Annotated in this window: 17 protein-coding genes; 12 read left to right on the top strand and 5 right to left on the bottom strand. The window is 64.4% G+C overall.

Annotated elements, in window-relative coordinates; translation table 11 throughout:
* Window positions 1-11: 11 nt before the first annotated feature.
* The 4 genes from FJ942_RS01200 to ftsZ form a co-directional block, all read right to left on the bottom strand.
* Window positions 12-935 carry a sugar ABC transporter permease gene (locus FJ942_RS01200; RefSeq protein WP_013896837.1) on the bottom strand — a complete coding sequence of 308 codons (924 nt, stop codon included), beginning with the start codon at window positions 933-935 and terminating at the stop codon, window positions 12-14.
* Between the two features lie 160 nt (window positions 936-1,095).
* The gene (locus FJ942_RS01195) at window positions 1,096-2,541 is read right to left on the bottom strand and encodes an extracellular solute-binding protein (RefSeq protein WP_140559298.1); all 1,446 of its coding nucleotides are present in this window, start codon (window positions 2,539-2,541) and stop codon (window positions 1,096-1,098) included.
* Between the two features lie 45 nt (window positions 2,542-2,586).
* On the bottom strand, window positions 2,587-3,561 hold the full coding sequence (locus tag FJ942_RS01190) for a sugar-binding transcriptional regulator (protein ID WP_181165158.1): 975 nt from the start codon (window positions 3,559-3,561) through the stop codon (window positions 2,587-2,589).
* Between the two features lie 359 nt (window positions 3,562-3,920).
* Window positions 3,921-4,958 carry a cell division protein FtsZ gene (ftsZ, locus tag FJ942_RS01185; RefSeq protein WP_140497755.1) on the bottom strand — a complete coding sequence of 346 codons (1,038 nt, stop codon included), beginning with the start codon at window positions 4,956-4,958 and terminating at the stop codon, window positions 3,921-3,923.
* A 474-nt stretch (window positions 4,959-5,432) separates the two neighbouring features.
* Between ftsZ and FJ942_RS01180 the strand changes: the two genes are divergently transcribed.
* The 5 genes from FJ942_RS01180 to fhuB all read left to right on the top strand — a co-directional run bounded on the left by FJ942_RS01180 (window position 5,433) and on the right by fhuB (window position 13,028).
* A complete protein-coding gene (locus FJ942_RS01180) occupies window positions 5,433-6,788 on the top strand; it encodes a glutamine synthetase family protein (protein WP_140897104.1) in 1,356 nt (451 codons plus the stop codon).
* 124 nt (window positions 6,789-6,912) lie between these two features.
* Complete coding sequence (locus tag FJ942_RS01175) at window positions 6,913-7,797, top strand: AraC family transcriptional regulator (RefSeq protein ID WP_181169536.1); 885 nt, start codon at window positions 6,913-6,915, stop codon at window positions 7,795-7,797.
* Window positions 7,798-7,934: 137 nt separating this feature from the next.
* Window positions 7,935-10,124, top strand: a complete 2,190-nt coding sequence (locus tag FJ942_RS01170) for a TonB-dependent siderophore receptor (protein ID WP_140897103.1) — start codon at window positions 7,935-7,937, stop codon at window positions 10,122-10,124.
* Between the two features lie 49 nt (window positions 10,125-10,173).
* On the top strand, window positions 10,174-11,022 hold the full coding sequence (locus FJ942_RS01165; RefSeq protein WP_224680222.1) for an ABC transporter substrate-binding protein: 849 nt from the start codon (window positions 10,174-10,176) through the stop codon (window positions 11,020-11,022).
* A gap of 11 nt (window positions 11,023-11,033) precedes the next feature.
* Window positions 11,034-13,028 (top strand): Fe(3+)-hydroxamate ABC transporter permease FhuB, encoded by a 1,995-nt coding sequence (gene fhuB, locus FJ942_RS01160; protein WP_210243337.1) that lies wholly within the window; start codon window positions 11,034-11,036, stop codon window positions 13,026-13,028.
* Window positions 13,029-13,043: 15 nt separating this feature from the next.
* Here the strand turns inward: fhuB and FJ942_RS01155 are convergent, their stop codons facing one another.
* A complete protein-coding gene (locus FJ942_RS01155) occupies window positions 13,044-13,904 on the bottom strand; it encodes a MurR/RpiR family transcriptional regulator (protein ID WP_140897102.1) in 861 nt (286 codons plus the stop codon).
* Between the two features lie 169 nt (window positions 13,905-14,073).
* Between FJ942_RS01155 and murA the strand changes: the two genes are divergently transcribed.
* From murA to FJ942_RS01120, 7 genes are all read left to right on the top strand, one after another.
* A complete protein-coding gene (gene murA, locus FJ942_RS01150) occupies window positions 14,074-15,330 on the top strand; it encodes a UDP-N-acetylglucosamine 1-carboxyvinyltransferase (RefSeq protein ID WP_140629082.1) in 1,257 nt (418 codons plus the stop codon).
* Window positions 15,327-16,211, top strand: coding sequence for an N-acetylglucosamine kinase (locus FJ942_RS01145; RefSeq protein WP_140897101.1), 885 nt, complete (start codon window positions 15,327-15,329; stop codon window positions 16,209-16,211). Before murA ends, FJ942_RS01145 begins: the two co-directional genes overlap by 4 nt.
* 174 nt (window positions 16,212-16,385) lie before the next feature.
* On the top strand, window positions 16,386-17,318 hold the full coding sequence (murQ, locus tag FJ942_RS01140) for an N-acetylmuramic acid 6-phosphate etherase (protein WP_140897100.1): 933 nt from the start codon (window positions 16,386-16,388) through the stop codon (window positions 17,316-17,318).
* Between the two features lie 139 nt (window positions 17,319-17,457).
* Entirely contained in the window at window positions 17,458-18,972 is a 1,515-nt protein-coding gene (locus FJ942_RS01135; RefSeq protein ID WP_140897099.1) for an ABC transporter substrate-binding protein, read from the top strand.
* Between the two features lie 148 nt (window positions 18,973-19,120).
* Complete coding sequence (locus tag FJ942_RS01130; protein WP_140897098.1) at window positions 19,121-20,080, top strand: ABC transporter permease; 960 nt, start codon at window positions 19,121-19,123, stop codon at window positions 20,078-20,080.
* Window positions 20,080-20,919, top strand: a complete 840-nt coding sequence (locus FJ942_RS01125; protein WP_140897097.1) for an ABC transporter permease — start codon at window positions 20,080-20,082, stop codon at window positions 20,917-20,919. Before FJ942_RS01130 ends, FJ942_RS01125 begins: the two co-directional genes overlap by 1 nt.
* Window positions 20,916-22,664, top strand: a complete 1,749-nt coding sequence (locus FJ942_RS01120; RefSeq protein WP_140897096.1) for an ABC transporter ATP-binding protein — start codon at window positions 20,916-20,918, stop codon at window positions 22,662-22,664. Before FJ942_RS01125 ends, FJ942_RS01120 begins: the two co-directional genes overlap by 4 nt.
* Window positions 22,665-22,728: the final 64 nt, after the last annotated feature.

Below are 22,728 nucleotides of genomic sequence, written 5' to 3'. Positions count from 1 at the left end.
GCTGCCTCCTCCTATGCCTGGCCACGGGCGCGCTCGCGCAGCCTGAGCCAGTTCTTGATGAAGATGTTGGAGAGGAAATAGGTGATTGCCCACAGGATGATCATCAGCGCCGCCGAGCGGCCGACATTGGTCGACTGGAAGAAGTTGAGATAGGCCTCGACCTGGAAGACGGTCAGCGTGTCGCCCGGTCCTCCTTGCGTCATGGCGTAGATGATGTCGAACTGCTGGATGGAATCGAGCAGGCGGAACAAAGTCGCCGTCAGGATATACGGCGTCAGCATCGGCAGCGTGATGCGGAAGAAGACGAAGCTCCTCGGCACGCCATCGAGGGCCGCGGCCTCGAAGGGCTGCGTCGGCAGGCTGCGCAGGCCGGCAAGCAGCAGGATCATGATGAAGGGCGTGTAGACCCAGATATCGACGAGAACGACGGTGAACAAAGCCGTCGACGGCGACGAGGCCCACCGGAAGTCCTGTAAGCCGATGAGGCTGGCAAGATAGCTCAGCACGCCGAAGCCGGGATTGGTCATCAGCTTCCACATCAGCGCGGCCAGTGCCGGCGCCGTCATCAGTGGCATCAGCAGCATGATCGAGATGAAGTTGTTCAGGGTCGAGCGCTTCTGCAAAAGCAGCGCGATGGCGAGGCCGAGAAGCAGTTCCAGCACCACCGTGGTGCCGGCATAGAGCAGCGAGATCTTGAGCGTGTTCCAGAACTTCGGATCGGTGAAGAAGGAGATATAGTTGTCGCCCCAGTTGAACTGCCGCGCCCAGGGCTGGCTCAGCCGATAGCGCTGGAAGGAATAGACGACCGAGGTCAGGAACGGAATCAGGATGCCGATGCAGACCAGCAGAGCCGGCAGGCTGAGCACGTAGGGCAGCACTCTCTTGCTGATCCTGAAGCCCGAGGGCTTGGGCCTTTGCGATACCACCGCAGTCATCGTGCTGCTCCGTTGTCCCTGTCGCTCCGCCCTGCCGGCCGCCCAAGGGAGCAAGGCGGCCGGTCGGGCGAATTGGCGGCCACCTTACGGCCCCGCGTCGCAATCTTGAAAAGGTCAGGTGAGGACCGGCCTGCCAAGGCTGGCCGGTCCTCTGTTACATCTAGCCGAGGCCGGCTTCCTTGAGCTGGCCGTTGATGCTTTCGGCCAGCTTGTCGAGACCCTCGTCCACCGGCACTTCCTTGGCCACCATCTTTTGCAGCGTCGCCGCCCATTCGGTGGTGAGATCGAAGAACAGCGGCTGCGCCGTGAACTTGATCGAGGCGCCCGGCGCCGAGGCGTCGAACATTTCGACATAACCGGGATAGCTCTTGTTCAGCTTCTCGCGGAACGTCTCATCCTTCCAGACCGACTGGCGGACCGGATTGACGAAATCCATCTTGGTGGCGCCGAACAGAGCATGCTCGGGTCCGGAGGCCCACTGCATGAAGTACCACGTGGCGTCCTTGTCCTTGGAGAAGTTGGACATCGACAGCGACCAGATCCAGATGTTCGGCGTTGGCGCCTTGGCCTCCGGGTTGGCCTTGAAGGCGGCAAAGGCAAGCTTGCCGGCCATCTTGTTGTCGCCGCCATTCATGAAGTAGCCGAGGATGTCGGCGTCGAAGATCATCGCCGAGGCGCCGGCGCCGAGATCGGCGCCGACCTGGTACCAGGTGTAGGTCGACCAGTCCTTCGGACCGCTTTCCTGGATCATCTGCACCCATTGCTTGTGGAAAGCCTTGGACTGGGCGGTGTTCATGGCGGCCGACAATTTGCCGTCGGCCGACACGTTCAGGTCCTTCTGGTCGAAATTGGCGTAGGCCGAAAGGAAACCCGGATGGATCGTCGCCCAGGAGCGCGACCCGCGCACGCCAATGCCGTAGACGCCGCCGCCGACATCCTTGGTGAGCTTGGCGGCCGCGGCCACCATCTCGTCCATATTGCCGGGAACCTTGACGCCTGCCTTGTCGAACATCCCCTTGTTGTAGGTGATGTTGTTTTGTTCGAAGCCCCACGGAATGCACCATTGCTTGGCGTCTTCGGACCCCAGGGCCCCGCCCGGCTTGCCGTTCCAGGCGCAGGAGTTCTTGACGCCGGGCAGGAAGTCATCCCAGGCATAGTTGGGGTTGGTCTTGGCCGGATCCTTGATCCATTCATTGAGGTCGGTGATCCAGCCGGCTGGGCCGTAGGTCCAGGTCATATAGGCGCCGGTCATGAAGGCATCGTATTCGGGCGAGCTCGCCGACAACGCGGCCGTGACCTTGTCGAAATAGACGTCTTCCGGGAACACGTCGTAGACGACATTCATGCCGGTCAACTGCTTGAAGTTTTCGAGGTTGGCGATCATCGCATCCGCATAGGGATGCTTGTTGAGCAGGAGCTTGATGGTCTTGCCCTGGTGCGCCTTCCAGTCGAAGTCGGCGGCCAGCGCCCGGGTCTGCCCAAAATTGAGCAGCGTACCGGCCGTGCCGGCGGCAAGGCCCATCGCACCCAGGCCCTTGATCAGCCCACGACGGTCGACTTGTCCGCGCAGGAAAGCGTCAATGAGGTCTTTCTCTTTCTCATGCATTTGGTCTTCTCCTCCACAGGGTAGTTTTAACTGAACCGACGCCGGCTACCCGACTGGCGTCTCCTCCACGAGCGATCGCGCTGTCCGCTCATCAGTTATCAGGCCCTTGAGATAGCGGCCCTCCAGCACCGCTTTGACGGCTCGAACCTTGACCTTGCCGCCGGCGACCGCGACGATCCGGCGGCTGGCGATGTCCTCGCGCGCCAGCGCCAGCGCCCGATTGGAAAGGGTTGTCGCCACCGCTTTGCCGGCATCGTCGAAGAAATGGCCGAGCAATTCGCCGACGCCGCCATTGCGGCGGATCTCCTCCATCTCGCCCTTCTCGATCATGCCGGTGGCGACGAGCGAGGCTTCGCGTTCGGCCGTGCCGATGCCGGCAAACAAAAGGTCGGCGGATCTTGCGAGATCGAAAACCTCGCTGATGCCCTTCTGTCCCAGCAACACCGCGCGGTCGTCCACCGTGTTGGCGAACATTGGCACCGGCATCACATAGGCTTCGGCGCCGGTGCGCTCGGCGAGGCGGTGAATGACGTCATGCGGGTTGGCCGAGAACTTCCGCGTCAAGCCGCCGAGCAGCGAAACGAAGCGGATCTTGTCTGTCGAGCTGCGCGGCAGGTATTCCACGCAGGCGGCGAGCGTGCGGCCATGGCCGACGCCGATCAGCGCCTGCTCGCCGCGTTCGATCTCACGCTTGAGGAATTGCGCGCCGGCGATGCCGAGCGCCTTGAGCGGCAACTCCTCGGAATCGAAATCGGGAACCACCTCGCAATAATCGAGGCCGTAGCGGCGCGACAGCTCGTCCTCGAGCTCCACGCATTCCGAGACTTCGCCGTCGATATAGACCTTCACCAGCCCTTCCTGATTGGCCTTGGTGATCAGGCGGTGGGCCTTGAGGCTGGTCAGCCCGAGGCGCTTGGCAACCTCGGATTGGGTCAGGCCGCCGGCGTAATGAAGCCAGGCGGCGCGTGCCGCCATGCCGGTTTCATCATCGCGCAAGAGGCCGTTTCCAAATCCAACCACGTTCCGCCCTCTGATATTTTTTTCAGTTTCTGCAAAATTTTTCACATGGACGCATCGGAGTCAAGCGCCAAGCGCCTGCAAACGCTGATTTTCAACGAGAATGGACGAGCGAACACCGGGCGTGGCACCGGTCAGGGTCACAGCGGCAGCGAAAGAAAGCGGTGTCGACTTACGTTTCGCACAGGAACTCGATCACCATCGTCGCCGTCCAGGCGAAGCGGCGGCGCCCAGCATTCGCCGGTGAGCGGATCGCACCATTCGGCAAGCCGCTTTCGGGTGATCAGGTCCAGGCTGAACTTGGTGGTGCGCCGGCGACGTCGAGGTGCCCGGCAGCGGCCAAGGCCGCCGGCGAGCAGCGCCTATTGCAACGTCCGCGCCGCGAATGGCATGGAATGGTCGTGCGCCATGCCGGCATCGGCATCTTCCACGCCGAGCCCGCGGTCGAGGCCGGTGGCCACCACCGAAACCCTGAACCGGCCTTCCATGCTCTTGTCGAAGATGGCGCCGACGATGATGTCGGCGTCTTCATAGACCTCTTCACGGATTCTCGTGGCGGCCTCGTCCACCTCGAACAGGGTCATGTCGCGGCCGCCGGAAATCGAGACCAGCACGCCCTTGGCGCCCTTCATCGACATTTCGTCCAGCAGCGGGTTGGCGATGGCGGCTTCCGCCGCCTTCATCGCCCGGCTATCGCCTGACGCCTCGCCGGTTCCCATCATGGCGCGGCCCATGCCGCGCATCACCGATTTGACGTCGGCGAAGTCGAGGTTGATCAGGCCTTCCTTGACGATGAGATCGGTGATGCAGCTGACGCCGGCATAGAGCACCCGGTCGGCGATGACGAAGGCATCGGCGAATGTGGTCTTGGCGTCGGCGATCCGGAACAGGTTCTGGTTGGGGATGACGATCACGGTGTCGGCGCTTTCGCGCAGCCGCTCGATGCCCTCTTCGGCCATCTGCATGCGGCGCCTGCCCTCGAAAGTGAACGGCTTGGTGACGACGCCGACCGTCAGGATGCCTGCCTTGCGCGCCGCCTGGGCGATGACCGGCGCGGCGCCGGTTCCGGTGCCGCCGCCCATTCCGGCGGTGACGAAGCACATGTGGGTGCCGGCCAGATGGTCCATAATCTCGTCCAGCGATTCCTCGGCCGCGGCGCGGCCGATCTCGGGAAGCGATCCGGCGCCCAGCCCTTCGGTCACATGCGCGCCGAGTTGGATCAGCCGCGTCGCCTTGGACATGGTGAGCGCCTGTGCATCTGTGTTGGCGGCAATGAATTCGGTGCCCTGAAGCTGCTCGGCGATCATGTTGTTGATGGCGTTGCCGCCGCCGCCGCCGACGCCGACAACGGTGATCTTGGGTCTCATCTCGGAGATCTCGGGCTTCTTGAACTCGGCCATGCGTCTTCTCCTTCGCCAGTCGCTCGCGCTTCACGCCCCGCCAGATCGATCACACCGCAAAACGGCAATCGACGCAGAGCGGCGTGACGAATCAGTCCGCTCGGATGGGTGTCCCAAAAAGCCAGAGAGCGGCCAGAGGTGCAAGTGCGGGGAAGGTCAAGATTTGTGATAGGGACGTTTCATATCCCCACGACGGCCGCGCATGCCCGAGAGTGATGCCGGCATCCCGGCTTCACCCTGCGCGCGCCAAGCCCGATGCCGAGCCTTGGCTTTCCACGCTCTTGCCTCTATGTTTCGGTCGCAGATCGCGCAACTGGTTTTGAAATGCCTCCCGACATCCCAGCTAATGACTTGAATAAATAGGGAAACATCCGGCTGCGGCCTGATATGGATCCCGAAAACTCACAAGCCATTTTTACCAGGGACAGCGCGGCCGATCAGGGCTCGGGCACCTTCGAAACCAGAGGTTGGAAATTGGGCGATGCAATTGCGGACGTTCTGAGCTGGCTTGAGAACCGAAACGACATCCAGAGCCTGAGGGCCGCGGTGTGCGACCTCAACGGCATCATGCGGGGAAAGCGCATCCCCGTCGAGCAGGCGCGCAAGGCACTGGAGGGCAAGCTGCGCATGCCCTATTCGCTGATCGGGCTGGACATCTGGGGCGAGGATATCGAAGGCAACGCGCTGGTGTTCTCGACCGGCGACGCAGACGGATTGTGCCAATGGACCGGCCGCGGCATCCTTCCGGTGAACTGGACGGCGCATCCGACCGCCCTCATCCCGCTCTGGCTCGCCGACGAAGGCGGCGCACCGTATCTCGGGGATCCCCGGCGGGCACTGGCCCGTATCCTCGACCGCTACAAGGCTTTGGGCCTGACGCCTGTGGCCGCCACCGAGCTCGAATTCTATCTTGTCGACCCGCAATCGCAGCGACCGGTCGGGCCTGTCTCGCCGGTCACCGGGCGGCGTCTGGATTCCGACGCGGCACTGTCAATCGACGAGATCGACGACTTCGAAGCCTTCATCCACGACATCTACGAAGCCTGCCGAGCACAAGGCATTCCCGTCGATACCGCCATTGCCGAGAACGGCGTCGGCCAGTTCGAGATCAATTTGAACCATGTCGCGGACGCGCTGCGGGCGGCCGACGACGCCGTCCTGTTCAAGCGCACGGTGAAGGGCATTGCCCGCAAGCACGGCTTTGCCGCCTGCTTCATGGCCAAGCCTTATGGCGACCGAGCCGGCAACGGCTTCCACGTCCATTTCAGCCTTGTCGACGCCAACGGGCGCAACGTCTTCGACGACGGCACCGACCAGGGCTCCGGCATTATGCGCCACGCTGTCGGCGGACTGCTGGCGGCGATGGCCGAGAGCACGCTGGTGTTCGCGCCGCATTTCAACTCCTACCGCAGGCTCCGGCCGAGATCCTACGCGCCGACCGCCGTCGCCTGGGGTTACGAGAACCGCATGGTCGCGATCCGCATTCCCGGCGGCCCGACTGGTGCGCGCCGGATCGAGCATCGCGTGTCGGGAGCGGACGCCAATCCCTATCTTGTGCTTGCCGCCATACTGGGCGCGGCACTGGTCGGCATCGAAAGGCAGATGTCACCGGGCGACCCAACCGGGAACGACGGGCAAGGCCTTGCCCCGGCCAAGCTGCCGCCGGACTGGGCATCCGCGATCGCGGCCTTTGAAAGCGGGACGCATGTGGCGGAGATCTTCCCGGCGATCCTGCGCCACTCTTTCATCGCCTGCAAACGCCAGGAACTGAATACGTTCGCGCTCAACGTCAGCGACTTCGAGATCGAGACCTATCTCGAAAGCGTCTGAGGCTGCGCTGACCGACAGCAGCGGCGTCGGCTCAGCACGACCTTCGACGCAAGGGCTTGCGGTGCTGTCGCTGACCGGGCATAACATGATAGTTTCTATCATGTTATGCCTGGGATAAGCAGAATTGACCTTCGTCGCGCGCATGGAGAGCCGGATTCAGGGATTTGCCGTAATTGGCGACCTGAAATGGCACGTCTGGGACGGCGTGGTCGCCGACCTCTGGGACGTCTCATGCGGTGACAATGCCGAGGGTTACTACATCTCTCCCGACCCCCGGCTGTTCGTCGCTCTCGATATCGACGGCGACGGTGCCTTCGTCGTCGAAGGCGCCCAGGGCGAACCGCGCCGCCACAACCAGGCGTTTTCCGCAGCCTATATACCGGCCGGGGTGCCGATCCGCGGCCGCGTCGAGGGACTCAAACGGATCAGGCATCTCGACCTGCATTTCGACGCGGCGACACTGACCCGCCGCTTCGGCCGCAGCCTCGATCGCGATGCCTTGCAGATCTCGCGCCTCCAGTTTCGCGATGATCGGATCGCTACGCTTGCCGGCCTTATCGCCGCTGAATGCGGCAGCGAGTGGAACCTGCATGATCTTTATGGCGAAGGTCTGCTCAACGCCTTGTTCGCATGCCTTTTCCGGATAGACCGGCCAAGTGCCGCCAGGCGCCGGTCGCCCCTGCCCCGCCGCAAACTGCGCCTCGTCACGGATTACATCGACGCCCACTGCCTGGACAGGATCCGCCTTGCTGATCTTGCCGCGCTGACCGGCCTGTCCGAAACCGCGATGAGCCATGCCTTCAAGGCGGCAACGGGCGTGCCGCCGCACCGCTGGCACATGCAGGTGCGGATCGACAGGGCAAAGGCGATGATGGCGCATGAGGCTGCCTCGCTTGGCGACATCGCCCAGGCCACCGGCTTCTTCGACCAGGCGCACCTCACCCGCGTGTTCAAGTCCGTGGTCGGATTGACCCCGGGTGCGTGGATGAAGAGCGCCGGCCGCCGGTGACATTTCCGCAACACGGCACCGCGATATCAGTGGTTTGGACAAGAATGGACAAGCCGCCCAAATCAGTCCAATGACCCGTTGATAAGTTGAGGTAAACCATCAAGTATCTCAACGACGACAGGCGGGGACTTTCCTGAATGAGCAGAATTTACCGGATCAAGGCGCTTTTGGCGGCTGGCGTCGCAGCTGCCGCGATGATCCCGCCAATGCCGGCGTTCGCGCAGACGGCGCAATCCAGCACCCAGCTCGAACCGGTCGTGGTCGAAGGCGAGGCCGGAGATAGCGCGACCGGGCCGGTCGACGGCGTCGTCGCCAAGACGACCAGAACCGGCTCCAAGACGGCGACCGACATCAAGGAGGTCCCGCAATCCGTCTCGGTGGTCGGACGGCAGGAGATCGAGGATCAGGGTGCACAGAAAGCTGACGAGGCGCTGCGCTACACCGCCGGCGTCTTTGCCCAACCCTTCGGTCCCGACAGCGACACCAACTGGATGTACATTCGCGGCTTCGATGCAACGGCCACCGGCACCTACATGGATGGCCTCCAGCTGTTCAGTTATGGTTTCGGCGGTTTCTATGTCGACAGCTTCGGCCTTGAGCGCATCGAAGTGCTGAAGGGGCCGGCCTCGGTGCTTTATGGCGGCAGCAATCCGGGCGGCCTGGTCAACTATGTCAGCAAGCGCCCAGACTTCGAACGCACGCGCTGTGTCGAAACCGGCATCAACGATGCCGGCAATGTCTATCTCGGCTTCGACATCGGCGACGTCGCCAACAACGGCACGGTCAGCTACCGGATGACGGGCAAGGTCGCCGGCGGCGATACCAACAGCGACCTGCAGAACGGTTGGCGCGGCTTCATCTCGCCGAGCATTAGCTGGAAGCCGGACGAAGCGACCACGCTAACCATACTGGCCAATTACAGCCACATCGACGAGAACCATAATGGCGGCAGCTTCCTGCCCTACGATGGCACCGTGGTCGATCACATTGTCGGCGGCGTGAACTATGGCCGCATCGATCCCGATGCGAACTTCACGGAGCCGAGCATCGATCTCTACAAGCGCGAACAGGACTCCCTCGGCTACGAGTTCGAGCACACGTTCGACAACGACTGGACCGTTCGCTCCAGCGCCCGTTTCACCGCCGCCGACATCGACGAGGTCAGCGTCTATCCGAACGGCTGGTCAACCATCGGAGGGCCGACCGAGCTGGCGCGCATCAATTTCGATCACGACACCACGGCCAAGACGTTCCTCGCCGACAACCAGATCGAAGGCAAGGTGGCAACCGGTGCGATCGAACATACGATCCTCGCTGGCGTCGATTTCAAATATTACAACATCGACCAGGTACAGTCTTCCGGCCTCTACGATCCCAATTATGACAATCCGATCGACGCTTTCGATCCGGTGTACGGTTCGCCGCTGACGCCTCGCGTCAGCTATCTCAATCAGGACCTGACGCAGAAGCAGCTTGGCTTCTATGCACAGGATCAAATGCGCTTCGGCGATGGTTGGCTGGTGACACTGAACGGCCGCTACGACCGTGGCTGGCTCGAAGCCGACAACCGCCCGACCTATTACTCGGCGGGCTCCAGCACGCAGAGCAGCACGGTTGGCGACTTCTCCGGCCGCGCCGGCCTGGCCTATGAGTTTGCCAACGGCGTAACCCCCTATGCCAGCATCGCCACCTTCTTCAATCCGATCATCGGCACCGATGCGATGGGCAATCTGTTCAAGCCGGAAGAGGGCACGCAATACGAAGTCGGCGTGAAATACGTGCCGACTTTTGTCGATGGCCTGTTCACCCTGTCGCTGTTCGACCTGACCCGCCAGAACGTGCCGTCGAATGTCACTCCCTTCACCCAGATGCAGACCGGCGAGGTGCGTTCACGCGGCGTCGAACTCGAAGGCAAGGTGAACGTGACGGAGGATTTCCGGGTTACCGGTGCATTCACAGCTTACGACATCGACATCACCAAGGACGCCAACCCGGCGCTCATCGGCAAGACGCCTTTCATCGTGCCGGAAGTGATGGCTTCCGCATCGGTCGATTACACCTTCCGTGGCGACTGGTATGACGGCATCTCGATTGGCGGCGGTTTGCGCTATATCGGCTCCTCATGGGCAGACAATGAGAATACATCGAAAGTTCCGGCGGTAACGCTGGCCGACCTGAAGCTCGGCTACGAGAAAGAGAACTGGGGCGTCGACCTCAACATCACCAACCTTTTCGACAAGAGCTATGTGTCGAGTTGCCAGACAACGCTCACCTGCTCCTACGGCGAAGGCCGCTCCTTCAAGCTGAAGGCGCACACGAGTTGGTAGTCATGGACCGAACCCACCGGCGATGATCCATCCGCCCAACAGACGGCAGGTGCTTGCGCTAACGGCCGCGGCCTTGCTGCCGCCGGTTGCCGGCAGGACTGCGACCCCAAATGTTGCCGCGATCGATTGGGGCATGCTGGAAACGCTTCTGGCGCTCGGCGTCGAGCCGGCGGCGGCGACCGAACTGATCCAGTTCCGCAGGATTGCGGTCGAGCCTGCCGTTCCCCAAACCGTGACCGATCTCGGACTGCGCGGCACGCCCAACTACGAGCTGTTGCGCATCGTCGCGCCGGACCTGATCGTCATCTCCAATTTCTACGAGTACCAACGCCCGATTCTGGAACGCATAGCGCCGGTGTTCGCGCAAACCGTCTACGAGGCCGGAGTACCGCCCTACGCTCTTGCCGAGGCAGCGACGCTGGCGCTGGGCGAGAAGCTCGGACGACCGGCCGAGGCGAAGCGTTACCTCGACGAAACCGCCGACGACATAGCGCGGCGTCGCGCCGCCTTGCCAACCAGGTCCGCACGGCCGGTCTTTGTCATTAGCCTCGGCGACTCCAGGCACTTCCGCGCCTTCGGCCGGGACTCCATGTTCGGTGACGTGCTCACGCGGCTCGGCCTGGTCAATGCCTGGTCCGACGAGACAAGTTACAGCGCGGCAGCACCCGTTGGCCTGGAGGCGCTGGCGCGGGTGCCCGAGGCCTCCATCCTGATCGTCTCGCCCTTGCCGGCGGACGTCGGGCGCTCGCTTCCCACCAATGCCTTGTGGAACGCGCTGCCGGCCGTGCGCCAGGGCCGCGTCGCGGTGCTCGAAGCCATCAACCATTTCGGCTGCCTGCCGTCGGCCCGCCGCTTCGCGCGCCTGGCGACGGCGGCGCTTGCGGGTCATGCTTCGTGACGGAGCGCGCTGTGGCCCGAAGCGAGATACCTCACCGCACCATCGGCGGCGCGCTGTCGCCCATCATCCTGTGGGGCCTGCTCGCGGGGCTGGCCGCACTCTTGTTCGCATGGCGCGTCGGCATGCAGCAGCCGGCATCGGTGCCGGGCGATCTCCGCCATGTCATCCTGTTCTACAGCTCGCTGCCGCGCGCCGTCGTAGCGGTGCTGGCGGGCGCCGTGCTCGGCCTGTCCGGCCTGCTGTTGCAGCATGTGCTGCGCAATCCGCTGGCGGAACCATCGACGCTCGGCATTTCGGGCGGCGCGCAACTGGCGATGACGCTCGCCTCGCTTTACGCGCCGTTGCTGATGGAGCGATCGCAAGGGCTGGTGGCCTTTGCCGGCGGCACCGCCGCTGTGCTGCTGGTGCTGGCGTTGACCTGGCGGCGCGGGCTGGAGCCGGTGTCGGTCGTGCTCGCCGGAATGATGGTGGCGCTGACCGCGAGTTCCGTCAGCGCCGCGCTGATCCTCGCCAATGGCGATTACCTGTTCTCGCTGTTCATCTGGGGCGGCGGGTCGCTGGTGCAGCAGGATTGGCGACCGGCCATCGCGCTGACGATCAGGCTGGCGGCCGGCGCCGCCGCGGCGCTGATGCTGGCGCGGCCGCTGACCATCCTTGGCCTCGACGACGCCTCGGCTCGCGGCCTTGGCGTTGCCCGCCACACCAGCCGCTTTCTCATCATCGCTCTTGCGGTATGGATGGCAACGACGGTCGCGGCGCAGATCGGCGTCATTGGTTTCGTCGGCCTTGCCGCGCCGGCGCTCGCCATGCTTTCGGGCGCGCGCACCCTGCGGCAGAAGCTGATCGCCGCGCCGCTGATCGGCGCGGTACTGCTGTGGCTGACGGACGGGCTGGTCCAGCTGGCCGCCGGCTCCGGCGGCGAGCGTATTCCGACCGGCGCGGGAACCGCGCTTCTGGGCGGCCCACTGCTGCTGTGGCTGCTGCCGCGGTTGCGCATGTTCGAATGGCCGCATCTCGGTTCCAATGGCGCGGCACCGCGCAAGGCTCGCCGGCCATGGCTCATCATCTTCGTCCTGCTTGCGCTCACATTTGCCGCCGCCGCCTTGGCTCTCGTCGTCGGGCGTGGACCGGCAGGGTGGTCGATCGCCGGCTGCGACCTGCTGGCCGATCTCGTCTCCTGGCGCGCGCCGCGTGTCGGCGTGGCCGCGGCCGCCGGCGCGATGCTCGCGGCGGCGGGCGTGGTCATCCAGCGCGTTACCGGCAACCCTCTGGCGAGCCCCGAAGTGCTTGGCGTCGGCACCGGCGCGGGCGCCGGCCTGACCGCCGTGCTGACGGTCAGCGCAACGGCCGGGCTTGGCTGGCAGCTCGCCGGCTCGGCCGCGGGCTCACTGGCGGCACTGGCCGCCATGCTGGCCATCGCCGCCAAGGCAAAGTTCGGCGCCGACCGATTGCTGCTTGCCGGCATTGCCATGAGCGCGCTGTGTAGCGCGCTGATCACCGCGACGATCGCGATGGGCAATGCACAGTCCTATATGCTGTTGCGCTGGCTGAGCGGCTCGACCGGCCAGGCGACCGCCCTGGACGCATCCGTTGCACTGGCCTGCCTGTTGCCACTGACGCTGCCGCTTTTTCTTGCCGCGCGCTGGCTGGACATCCTGCCGCTCGGGGCCGACAGCGCGCGCGGACTTGGCGTGCCCGTAGCCGGCGGGCGGCTGATGCTGGTCGTCGTCAGCGCGCTCCTGACCGCGCTGGCCGCTTTGATCGTCGGCCCGTTGAGCTTCGTCGGCCTGATCGCGCCACACCTTGCCCGGCTCCTCGGCTTTTGGCGCGCACGCATTCATCTTGCCGGGGCGATGCTTCTGGGCGCCTTGCTGATGACCATATCGGACTGGCTGTCGCGCATGGCGGCTTTCCCGTACGAACTGCCTGTCGGCCTGTTCGCCTCATTGCTCGGCGGGCCGTATCTCGTCTACCTGCTTGCCAGGGGCGTGCCGCGCCAGGGCTGACGCGGTCCGGGCATGTCAGGAAGACCGTTCGGCCTTCAGCACCGAGACCGCCGCCTCGCTGTTGTGGACGTAGTCATTGGCGTCCGGCTGCTTTTGCACCATGAGGATGAACAGAAGGTCGGTCAGCGTCAGCTGCGCATCGCGCGCGGTGATGGACGATGAGCGCGCACGCTCCTCGTCGGCGACGGTGTAGAGGCAGATATCGGCAACGCGGCTCAGCGGATTGTCGTGCAGGCCGGTGACCGCGATCACCATGGTGCCGCGCTTGCGGGCAAGCTCGGCGATGCGCAGAGTTTCGATGCTGGCGCCCGAATGGGAGAGCGCGAACAGCACATCGTCAGGCCCGAGCGTCGAGGCATTGGCCATCTGGATATGGCTGTCGCTGTCATGCAGCACATTGCGGCCAAGCTTCATCAGCTTGTAGGAGAAATCACGCGCCACCAGCGAGGAGGCGCCGACACCGGCCAGATGTATGCGGCGCGCACCATCCAGCAGTTCCAGCGCCCTGGAGATGATCCGCTCGCTGTTGGCGGCGACGGTCCGCTCCATCGACAGAAGCTTGCTGCCGATCAGCTTCTTCAAGATGACCTGATAGCCGTCGCCGACCTCGATCGAACCGTGGATCATACCGGCCGGCACCTGCCATTCCCGCGCCTTGGCTTCGCTGACGGCGAGCTTGAGCTCCTGGTAGCTGGCATAGCCGAGCTTCTGGCTGAATTTGACGACGCTCGACTGGCTGCGCCCGATCTCAGCCGCAAGAGCAGCCGTCGACAGCCGCAGCATCTCCTCGGGATTTTCGACGATGTACTGGCCGATCTCACGATCGCCGGGCGCCATGCCGTCGAGCTTGGCATAGATCCTGTTCAGAACGGACATGATTCCCCTTGCGCTTTGGCGTCCAGCCGCACGGCCAAGGAATAATTTATTCCAATTTCGATTGACAGCCAAGAACGCGGAATTAATTCTCAAGCGGGCCGGATTGAGCTCGGGAACAGCTTTCGAGAGCGCCGCGCCCGGACGCGGCCCGGCGCACAAGGTTTCAGCCATGGACAGACTGCGCATCGTCGGCGGGCAAAGACTGCAAGGCGCGGTCACCATATCGGGCGCCAAGAACGCCGCTCTGCCGCAGATCGCGGCGGCGCTGCTCAGTCCCTACCCGCTCGAACTGACCAACCTGCCCGATGTGACCGATGTCGAGAACATGCTCGGCGTGGTGCGGCTGCACGGCGCCGAGGTGACGCGATCGGCCCATGCCGCGACGATCGACACCAGTGCCGCCGTTTCCAGGGAGACGTCCTACGACACCGTCAGAAAGATGCGCGCGACGGTGCTGGTGCTGGCGCCGCTGCTCGCCCGTTTCGGCCATGCGCGGGTTTCGCTGCCCGGCGGCTGCGCGATCGGCGCGCGGCCGGTCGACATGCATGTCGCCGCACTCGCGGCGCTGGGCGCCCGCATCGCCATCGAGAAGGGGCTGATCGTCGCCTCGGCGCCAAACGGGCTCACCGGCACGCGCATCGTGCTGAGCTCGCCATCGGTGGGGGCGACGGAAACCGCCATGATGGCGGCGGCCACGGCCAAGGGCGAAACCGAAATCCTCAACGCGGCGCGCGAGCCGGAGGTGGCCGACCTCGCCGCTTGCCTCAACGCGATGGGCGCGCGCGTCGAAGGCGCCGGCACGCATCGCATCCTGATCGCCGGCGACACGGACTGGCGCGCGGCCAGGCACGACATCATTCCCGACCGCATCGAGGCCGGCACCTATGCCATCGCCGCGGCGATCACCGGCGGGCAACTGGAACTGACGCATGCCCGGCTCGAGCACATGGCCTCCGTGGTGCAACTGCTGGAGGCGACCGGCGTCGGCGTCTGGCCGGGCGACCGCGGGCTCATCGTGTCGCGCGAGCAGCCGCTCAAGGCCGCCGACGTCACGACGGAACCCTATCCGGGCTTTCCGACCGATCTCCAGGCGCAGTTCATGGCGCTGATGTGCTGCGCGCAGGGCGCGTCGCTGCTGCGCGAAACCATTTTCGAGAACCGCTTCATGCATGTTCCCGAACTGATGCGGCTCGGCGCCAACATCAAGCTGCAAGGCACCACCGCGCTGGTGCGCGGCGGCGAGAAACTGCATGGCGCGCAAGTCATGGCCACCGATTTGCGCGCCTCGGTGTCGCTGGTGCTGGCGGCCTTGGTCGCCGAGGGCGAGACGACCATCAACCGGATCTATCATCTCGACCGTGGCTATGAGCAACTGGACCGCAAGCTGCGTCTGTGCGGCGCCGACATCGAGCGGCTGAGCGCATGAACAACGGCCGCTCCGATTATTTTGTCGGCGTCGACGGCGGCGGAACCGGCTGTCGCGCCCGCGTCGAGAATGCCGAGGGAACCGTGCTGGGACAAGGCCTCTCCGGTCCGGCGTCGACGCGGCTCGGCATCGATACGGCCTGGGCGTCGGTTGCCAAGGCCTTTGGCGCGGCGATCGAGGAGGCAGGGTTCGGCGCGGCGGAAAGCGCCCGGATTCACGCCGGCATCGGCCTTGCCGGGATCGGCCGCAAGGGCGCGCTGGAGGCGCTGCGGGCGATCGCGCATCCCTTTGCCAGCATCGATTTCGTCAGCGATGGCGTCGCCGCCTGCCTCGGCGCGCATTCGGGCCAGGACGGCGCCATCGTCATCGCCGGCACCGGTTCGATCGGCCTCGGCTTCGTCGAAGGGCGCGACCTGCGCGCCGGAGGCTATGGCTTTCCGATCTCCGACGAAGGCAGCGGCGCCGATCTCGGGCTGAAGGCCGTGCAGCTGGCGTTGCGCGCCCATGACGGCCGGCATGAGCGCACGGCACTGCTGGCGGAAGTCATGCAGCGTTTCGAGAACGACCCGATGCAAGCCGTGGCCTGGATGGACCGCGCCAGCGCCACCGACTATGCGGCCCTGGCGCCGATGGTGATGCGCCACGCCGACCAAGGCGATCCGGCAGGGCGGCGCATCGTGCAAAAGGCCGCCGAACAGATCGACACGCTGGTGCGGGTTCTGTTCGAAAAAGGCGCGCCGCGCGTGGCCCTGCTGGGCGGGCTCGCCAGTCCGCTCGAACCATGGCTCGCACCCGACGTTCGCCGGCGCCTGAAAGCCGCCGATGGCGACGCGGTTTCCGGGGCGATCATTCTTGCCCGCAGGTCGCTCGGCAAGCGTTAGCGCGGCAGGAATAATTTATTCCATCTTTCCGTTGACGGAACGAATATTGAATTCTAAGACGTTAACGAAACGGGGTAGCATAACGAAATACGCGTGTGCCGGAGCCAAAGAGGAACCACTTCCGAACAGGCTGAGCGGCCTGATTTTTGAAAGCACTGATTTGAAAGCACTGGGATGAGCGAGCAAGGTTTGATGTCCGAGTTGGACCGGCTGGTTTCCGAAGGCCGGAATCCGCGGACCATGGACATCGACCTGCTGCCGACGATCGATGTGCTGCGCAAGATCAACGACGAGGACCGGGTGGTTCCGGCAGCGGTCGAAAAGGTGCTGCCGGACATCGCGGCCGCGGTCGACCGCATCGTCCTCGCCTTCCAGAAAGGCGCTCGGCTTATCTATATGGGCGCCGGCACCAGCGGCCGGCTGGGCGTGCTCGACGCCTCGGAATGTCCGCCCACTTTCGGCGTGCCGAAAGGCATGGTCGTTGGCCTGATCGCCGGCGGGCCCGACGCGCTGGTGCGCTCGACCGAAGGGGCCGAGGATGATCCCAAGATGGGCGCCAGGGCCTTGCAGGACATCAAGCTCACTCCGGACGACGTGGTGGTCGGCATCGCGGTCAGCGGGCGCACGCCCTATGTGATCGGCGGGTTGAATTATGCCAAGCAGGTGGGCGCAACGACGGTCGCCCTGTCCTGCAATCCGGCATCGACCATAGCAGGCATTGCCGACATCGCCATCTCGCCGGTCGTCGGTCCCGAGGTGCTGACCGGCTCGACGCGGCTGAAATCCGGAACGGCGCAGAAGCTGGTGCTCAACATGCTGAGCACGGCCTCGATGATCCGCATCGGCAAGAGCTACCAGAACCTGATGGTGGACCTTAATCCGTCCAACAGGAAACTGGTCGCCAGGGCAACCAGGATCGTGATGCAGACCACAGGCTGCACGGCGGCGCAGGCGCGCAAGGCGCTCGGCCGGACCGGCAACGACGTGAAGCTGGCGATCCTGCTGACCATCACCGGGCTTGAGGTCGAGGAGGCGCGCGCAGCCCTCGCCAAGGCAGGGGGTTTCCTGCGAAAGGCAATCAGCGACAAGACGCATGAAGGCGCTTGAGACGAGACGGCATGAAGCTGCTTAGACAAGACGGCGCGAAGCCGCATAGACTGGGCCGATGCTCCAAAGCGCGTGTGTCTTGGAAGCGGTCCGCAGAAACTGCAAGGGCATCGGGTTCAAGCAAAGATGGGAGACGAGAATGGTTCACCTCACAAGAAAGCTGCTGTCGGGCATCACGCTGGCAGCCATGCTCGGCATCGCCACGGTCTCGACGCAGGCGGCGACGCTGCACATGGCCTGGTCGCAGGACGCAACGGGACTTGATCCGCACAAGCAGACGGCCTTTTCCTCGCTGCGGCTCCTGGAGCTGATCTATGAGCCGCTGGTGCGGGTCGATGCCAGCCTGCAGATCGTCCCGGCCATCGCCACCTCCTGGGAATTCTCCAAGGACGGCAAGGAGCTGACCTTCAAGCTCGATCCCAAGGCGAAATTCCAGGACGGCGCTGCCGTGACTCCGGCCGACGTCAAGGCATCGTTCGAGCGCATCCTGGACGAGAAGACAGGCGCCGCCGCCCGCGCCAACTTCCTGTCGATCGCCAGCATCGACACGCCGGACGCTGGAACCGTCGTGTTCCATTTATCGCAGCCCGACGCGCCGATCCTGACGGCGATGAGCGACATCAACGCGGCCATCGTGCCGGCGGCCGAGATCAAGGCCGGCTCGATCGGCACCAAAACGGTCGGCTCCGGCCCGTTCAAGCTCGATAGATGGGACCCCAACGCCAAGGAAGTCTTGAGCGCCAACAAGGAATGGGCCGGCGGCGCGACCGGCGTCGACGGTATCGAAATCAGCGTGCTGCCCGATGAAGCGGCGATCCTCGCCGCCATGCGCACCAAGCAGGTCGATTTCGCGCTGCTCAACGATCCGCTCGTCGCCACGCTGGTGCCGAAGGAGGCTAGCCTGCAACTGAACCGCGCGCCGGTGCTGGCCTATAACGTGCTGCAGCTCAATCCGTCACGCAAGCCGATGACCGAACTCAAGGTGCGCCAGGCGATCTCCTGCGCCATCGACCGGCAGGAAGTTCTGGACACCGCCGCGCTCGGTGAAGGCAAGGTCACCGGACCGCTGACCATCCCAGCACTTGCGACCGATCCAAGCCAGCTCTTCTGCTACAAGCGTGATGTCGAGAAGGCCAAGAAGTTGATGGCGGAGGCAGGCTTTGCCGACGGCTTTTCGGCGACCGTGATCGGCGCCACCGGCGAGCCGCCGACGGCGGCGGCAGAAGCCCAGGTCATCCAATCGCAGCTCGCCGAGATCGGCGTCAAGCTCGACATCAAGATGATGGAGCTCAACGTCTATGTCGACGCCTGGCTGAAGGGCGATTTCGACATGGCGATCGCGCTCAATGGCGGCCGCGCCGACCCCTACACCATGTATAACCGCTACTGGACCAAATCAGGCAATCTGCAGAAGGTGGCCAACTACATCGACGATACGCTGGACAGCCTGATGCAGAAAGGCCGCGCCGAGACCGATCCGGCCAAGCGCAAGGCGATCTTCACCGAGTTCGAGAAGCACCTCGCCGAAGTCTCGCCCTGGATCTGGCTCTACACGTCCTACAGCTATACCGCCCAGCAGAAGAACGTCGCCGGGTTCGTGCCGACGCCGACGGGCACGCTGTTCAGCCTCAGCAAGGTTACCATCCAGCAGTAGCCGTGGGCGGCCCTGGAGACGGATGATTTCAGGTTGAATCGACCTGAAATTTGAATCCGCCTCCAGATCAAAGGGATAGAGCATGATGTCGTCCGAAAACCGTTTCACACTTTTCGGCATCATGCTCTAGACGAGAGGTCTTCTTCGCGTGAATTATCTGATGCGACGACTTGCGGCGTTTCCTCTCGTCCTGCTTGGCGTGTCGATCCTGGTCTTCGTGGCGATCCGGATGGTGCCGGGCGATTCGATCACCGCGATGCTGGGCACCGAAGCCGGCCTGCTGACGCCGGCACAGCGCGATGCGCTCGCCGCCTATTTCGGCATCGACCAGCCCTGGTTCGTCCAGTACTGGCGCTGGATCGGCGGCATCCTGCACGGCAATTTCGGCATCTCCGTCACCTATGGCAGGCCGGTATTGGACGTCATCCTCGAGCGCTTCCCGCTGACGCTGGAACTGGCCGTGCTGTCGATGATCATCGCACTCGCAGCCGGCATGCCGGCGGGCATCTACGCCGCCACGCATAGTGAGAAACTGTCCGACCTCGGTGTGCGCGTCGTCGCTATGATCGGCCAGTCGACGCCGAGCTTCGTGCTCGGCCTTTTGATCATCTACGCGCTGTCGGCCGGCTTCGGCGTGCTGCCGGCCATGGGCGAATTCACGCCGCTCTGGCAGGATCCCTTGCGTAATCTCAGCCAGCTGATCCTGCCTGCCATCACGCTCGGCTTCGCCTTCGCCGCCTCGGTCACCCGCATCTCGCGCTCGGCCATGCTCGACGTGTTGAGCGACGACTATGTGCGCACCGCCCGCAGCAAGGGCGCCTCGGCGCGCAGCGTCATCTGGCGACATGCGCTCCCCAACGCGCTGATCCCCGTGGTGACGCTGAGCGGCATCGAGTTCGGCTATCTCCTCGGCGGCGCGGTCATCGTCGAGCAGATCTATGCCCTGCCCGGCCTCGGCCGCATGGTGCTCGACGCCATCCTCCAGCGCGACTACGCGCTGGTGCAGAGCAGCGTGCTGTTCATCGCCTTCAACTTCATGATCGTCAATCTCCTGGTCGACCTCGCCTATGTCGCGCTCGATCCGCGCATCCGGCTGGGCGAGCAGTGATGCGCATGCTGCGCGCCATCTTCAGGCACAGCAGCGGCCGTATCGGCGGCGTGATCGTCGGCGTCTATCTCCTGGTCGCCATCCTCGGCCTGTTGGGACTGACCCCGCACAATCCGATCACGCAATACCGGGTCGACCGGCTGCATGCGCCCAGTGCCGCCTACTCGATGGGCACCGACCTGTTCGGCCGCGACGTGGCGAGCCGGCTGATGGCGGGCGTCGGCCAGTCCTTCATAGTGGCCTTCTTTTCGGTCGCCTTCGCCGCGCTTGCCGGCACCGTGCTTGGGCTCGCCGCCGCCTGGCTCGGGCGTCGCTGGGACGGCGTGCTGATGCGGATCATGGATGTGCTGCTGGCTTTTCCTGCCATTCTTCTGGCGCTGCTGATCGTCACCGTTGCCGGACCGGGCACATGGACCAGCGTGGTCGCCATCGGCGTCGTCTATATGCCGATTTTCACACGCGTGGTGCGCGGCCCTGCTTTGTCGCTCAAGGCGCGCGAATTCGTCGACGCCGCGCGCACCTTCGGCAGCAGCTCCAGCTACATCGTCACGCGGCACCTGCTGCTCAATCTGATCGCGCCCTTAACCGTCCAGGTGACGCTGGCGCTCGCCTGGGCATTGCTGACCGAGGCCGGCCTGAGCTTCCTCGGTCTCGGCACGCAGCCGCCGGCCGCCTCGCTCGGACTGATGCTGAGCGACAGCCGCAATCTGATGGAAACCGCCCCATGGCTGATGATCTTCCCGGGCCTGGCGATCATGATCAGTATTCTGGGCTTCAACCTCTTGGGCGACGCCTTGCGCGACATCCTCGATCCGAAGATGCGGAGAGCGCTCGCATGATCCCGCTTCTGTCGGTCCGCAACCTGGGCGTCGGCTTCGGCCGCGACCCGAGAGCCAATGAGGTGGTGCGCGGCGTCAGCTTCGATCTCGCCGACGGCGAAACGCTGGCCATTGTCGGCGAAAGCGGCTCGGGCAAGTCCGTCACCGCACTGTCGATCAACCGTCTCATCGATTTCGGCGGCGGCCGCATCACCGGCGGCGCCATGACGCTGAAACGGGCCGACGGCAGTCTCTTCGACCTGACGACCGCGACCGAGCCGCAACTGACCGGGATTCGCGGCGCAGAGATCGGCATGATCTTCCAGGAGCCGATGACCTCGCTCAATCCTGTGCTGACGATCGGCACGCAGATCGAGGAATCGTTCCGGCTGCATCGCGGCCTGACCGGCCGGCAGGCCACGGCGGCGGCCAGGGACGCGCTCGACCGGGTGCGCATCCCCGATGCGGCAAGGCGGCTGAAATACACGCCCAACCAGCTGTCGGGCGGCATGCTGCAAAGGGTGATGATCGCCATCGCGCTCGCCTGCAATCCGCGCCTGCTGATCGCCGACGAACCGACCACGGCGCTCGATGTGACGGTACAGGCGCAGATTATGGCGCTGCTTGCGGAGCTCAAGCAGGAAAGCGGCATGTCGATGATCTTCATCACCCACGACATCGGCCTTGTCGCCGGCATCGCCGACAAGGTGATGGTGATGCAGAACGGGCAGGCCATGGAACAGGGCGAACTGAACCAGGTCCTCGACAGGCCGCAGCACGCCTACACGCAGCATCTGTTACGGGATGTGCCGCATTTCGCCCACGGCCGCGCGACACGCGCGGACGGACAGCGCGGCAAGAATACAAGGACCGACCCGGCCCTTGAGGTCAACGGCCTGGTGGTGCGGTTTCCGCTCAGGAGCAGTTTCTTCAGCCATGCCAGCGGCGCGGTGCACGCCGTCGACGGTGTCGACTTCGACCTGATGCCGGGAGAGACATTGGCCATTGTCGGCGAGAGCGGCTCGGGCAAATCAACCACCGCGAAAGCAGTCCTTGGGCTGGTGCGCTCGACGCGCGGCAGCTTCTCGGTCGGCGCCCGGACGGCCTCGGCAAAGCACGGCGCCAAGCCCGTGCAGATGGTTTTCCAGAATCCCTACGCTTCGCTCAACCCGCGGCTGAGCATCGAGAGCATCCTGGCGGAGCCGGTGATCGCCAATGGCGGCCGGGCGGACGCCGAAACGCGAGCCAGGATGGCGAGCCTGCTGGAGCGCGTCGGCCTGCCGCAGAACAGTTTGCAGCGCTATCCGCACGAATTCTCCGGAGGCCAGCGGCAAAGGCTGTGCATCGCCCGCGCGCTGATGCTCAACCCGTCGGTCGTCGTTCTGGATGAAGCGGTTTCCGCCCTCGATGTTTCAGTGCAGGCCAAGGTGCTGGAGCTGCTGGTCGACCTGCAGCGCGAGTTCGGGCTGGCCTATCTGTTCATCTCGCACGATATGGCTGTCGTCGAGCGGGTCGCTCATCGCATCGCCGTCATCTATGCCGGCCAGATCGTCGAGATCGGAGACGCGGCCTCGGTGCTGTCGGCGCCGAAACATTCCTACACGAAGAAGCTCATATCAGCGGTTCCGGCCATCGACCGGCGGCATGAGCGTTTCGAGATCGACACACGCCAGGTGCCTTCCCTGGTGCGCCCGCAAGGGTTTGAGCCGGCGCCGGCGAGATGGGAGGAATTTGGGGTAGATCATATGGCGAGGGTGGAAGGGTGATGCATGGTGCCCTGGGCTCGGTTAGGTCGGCGGGACAGCACCCCCCTCTGTCCTGCCGGACATC

The organism is Mesorhizobium sp. B2-4-2 (genome assembly GCF_006442845.1).
Lineage (GTDB): Bacteria > Pseudomonadota > Alphaproteobacteria > Rhizobiales > Rhizobiaceae > Mesorhizobium.
The sequence above is the reverse complement of the archived record's forward strand: the minus strand, read 5'-3'. Positions and strand labels throughout refer to the sequence as shown.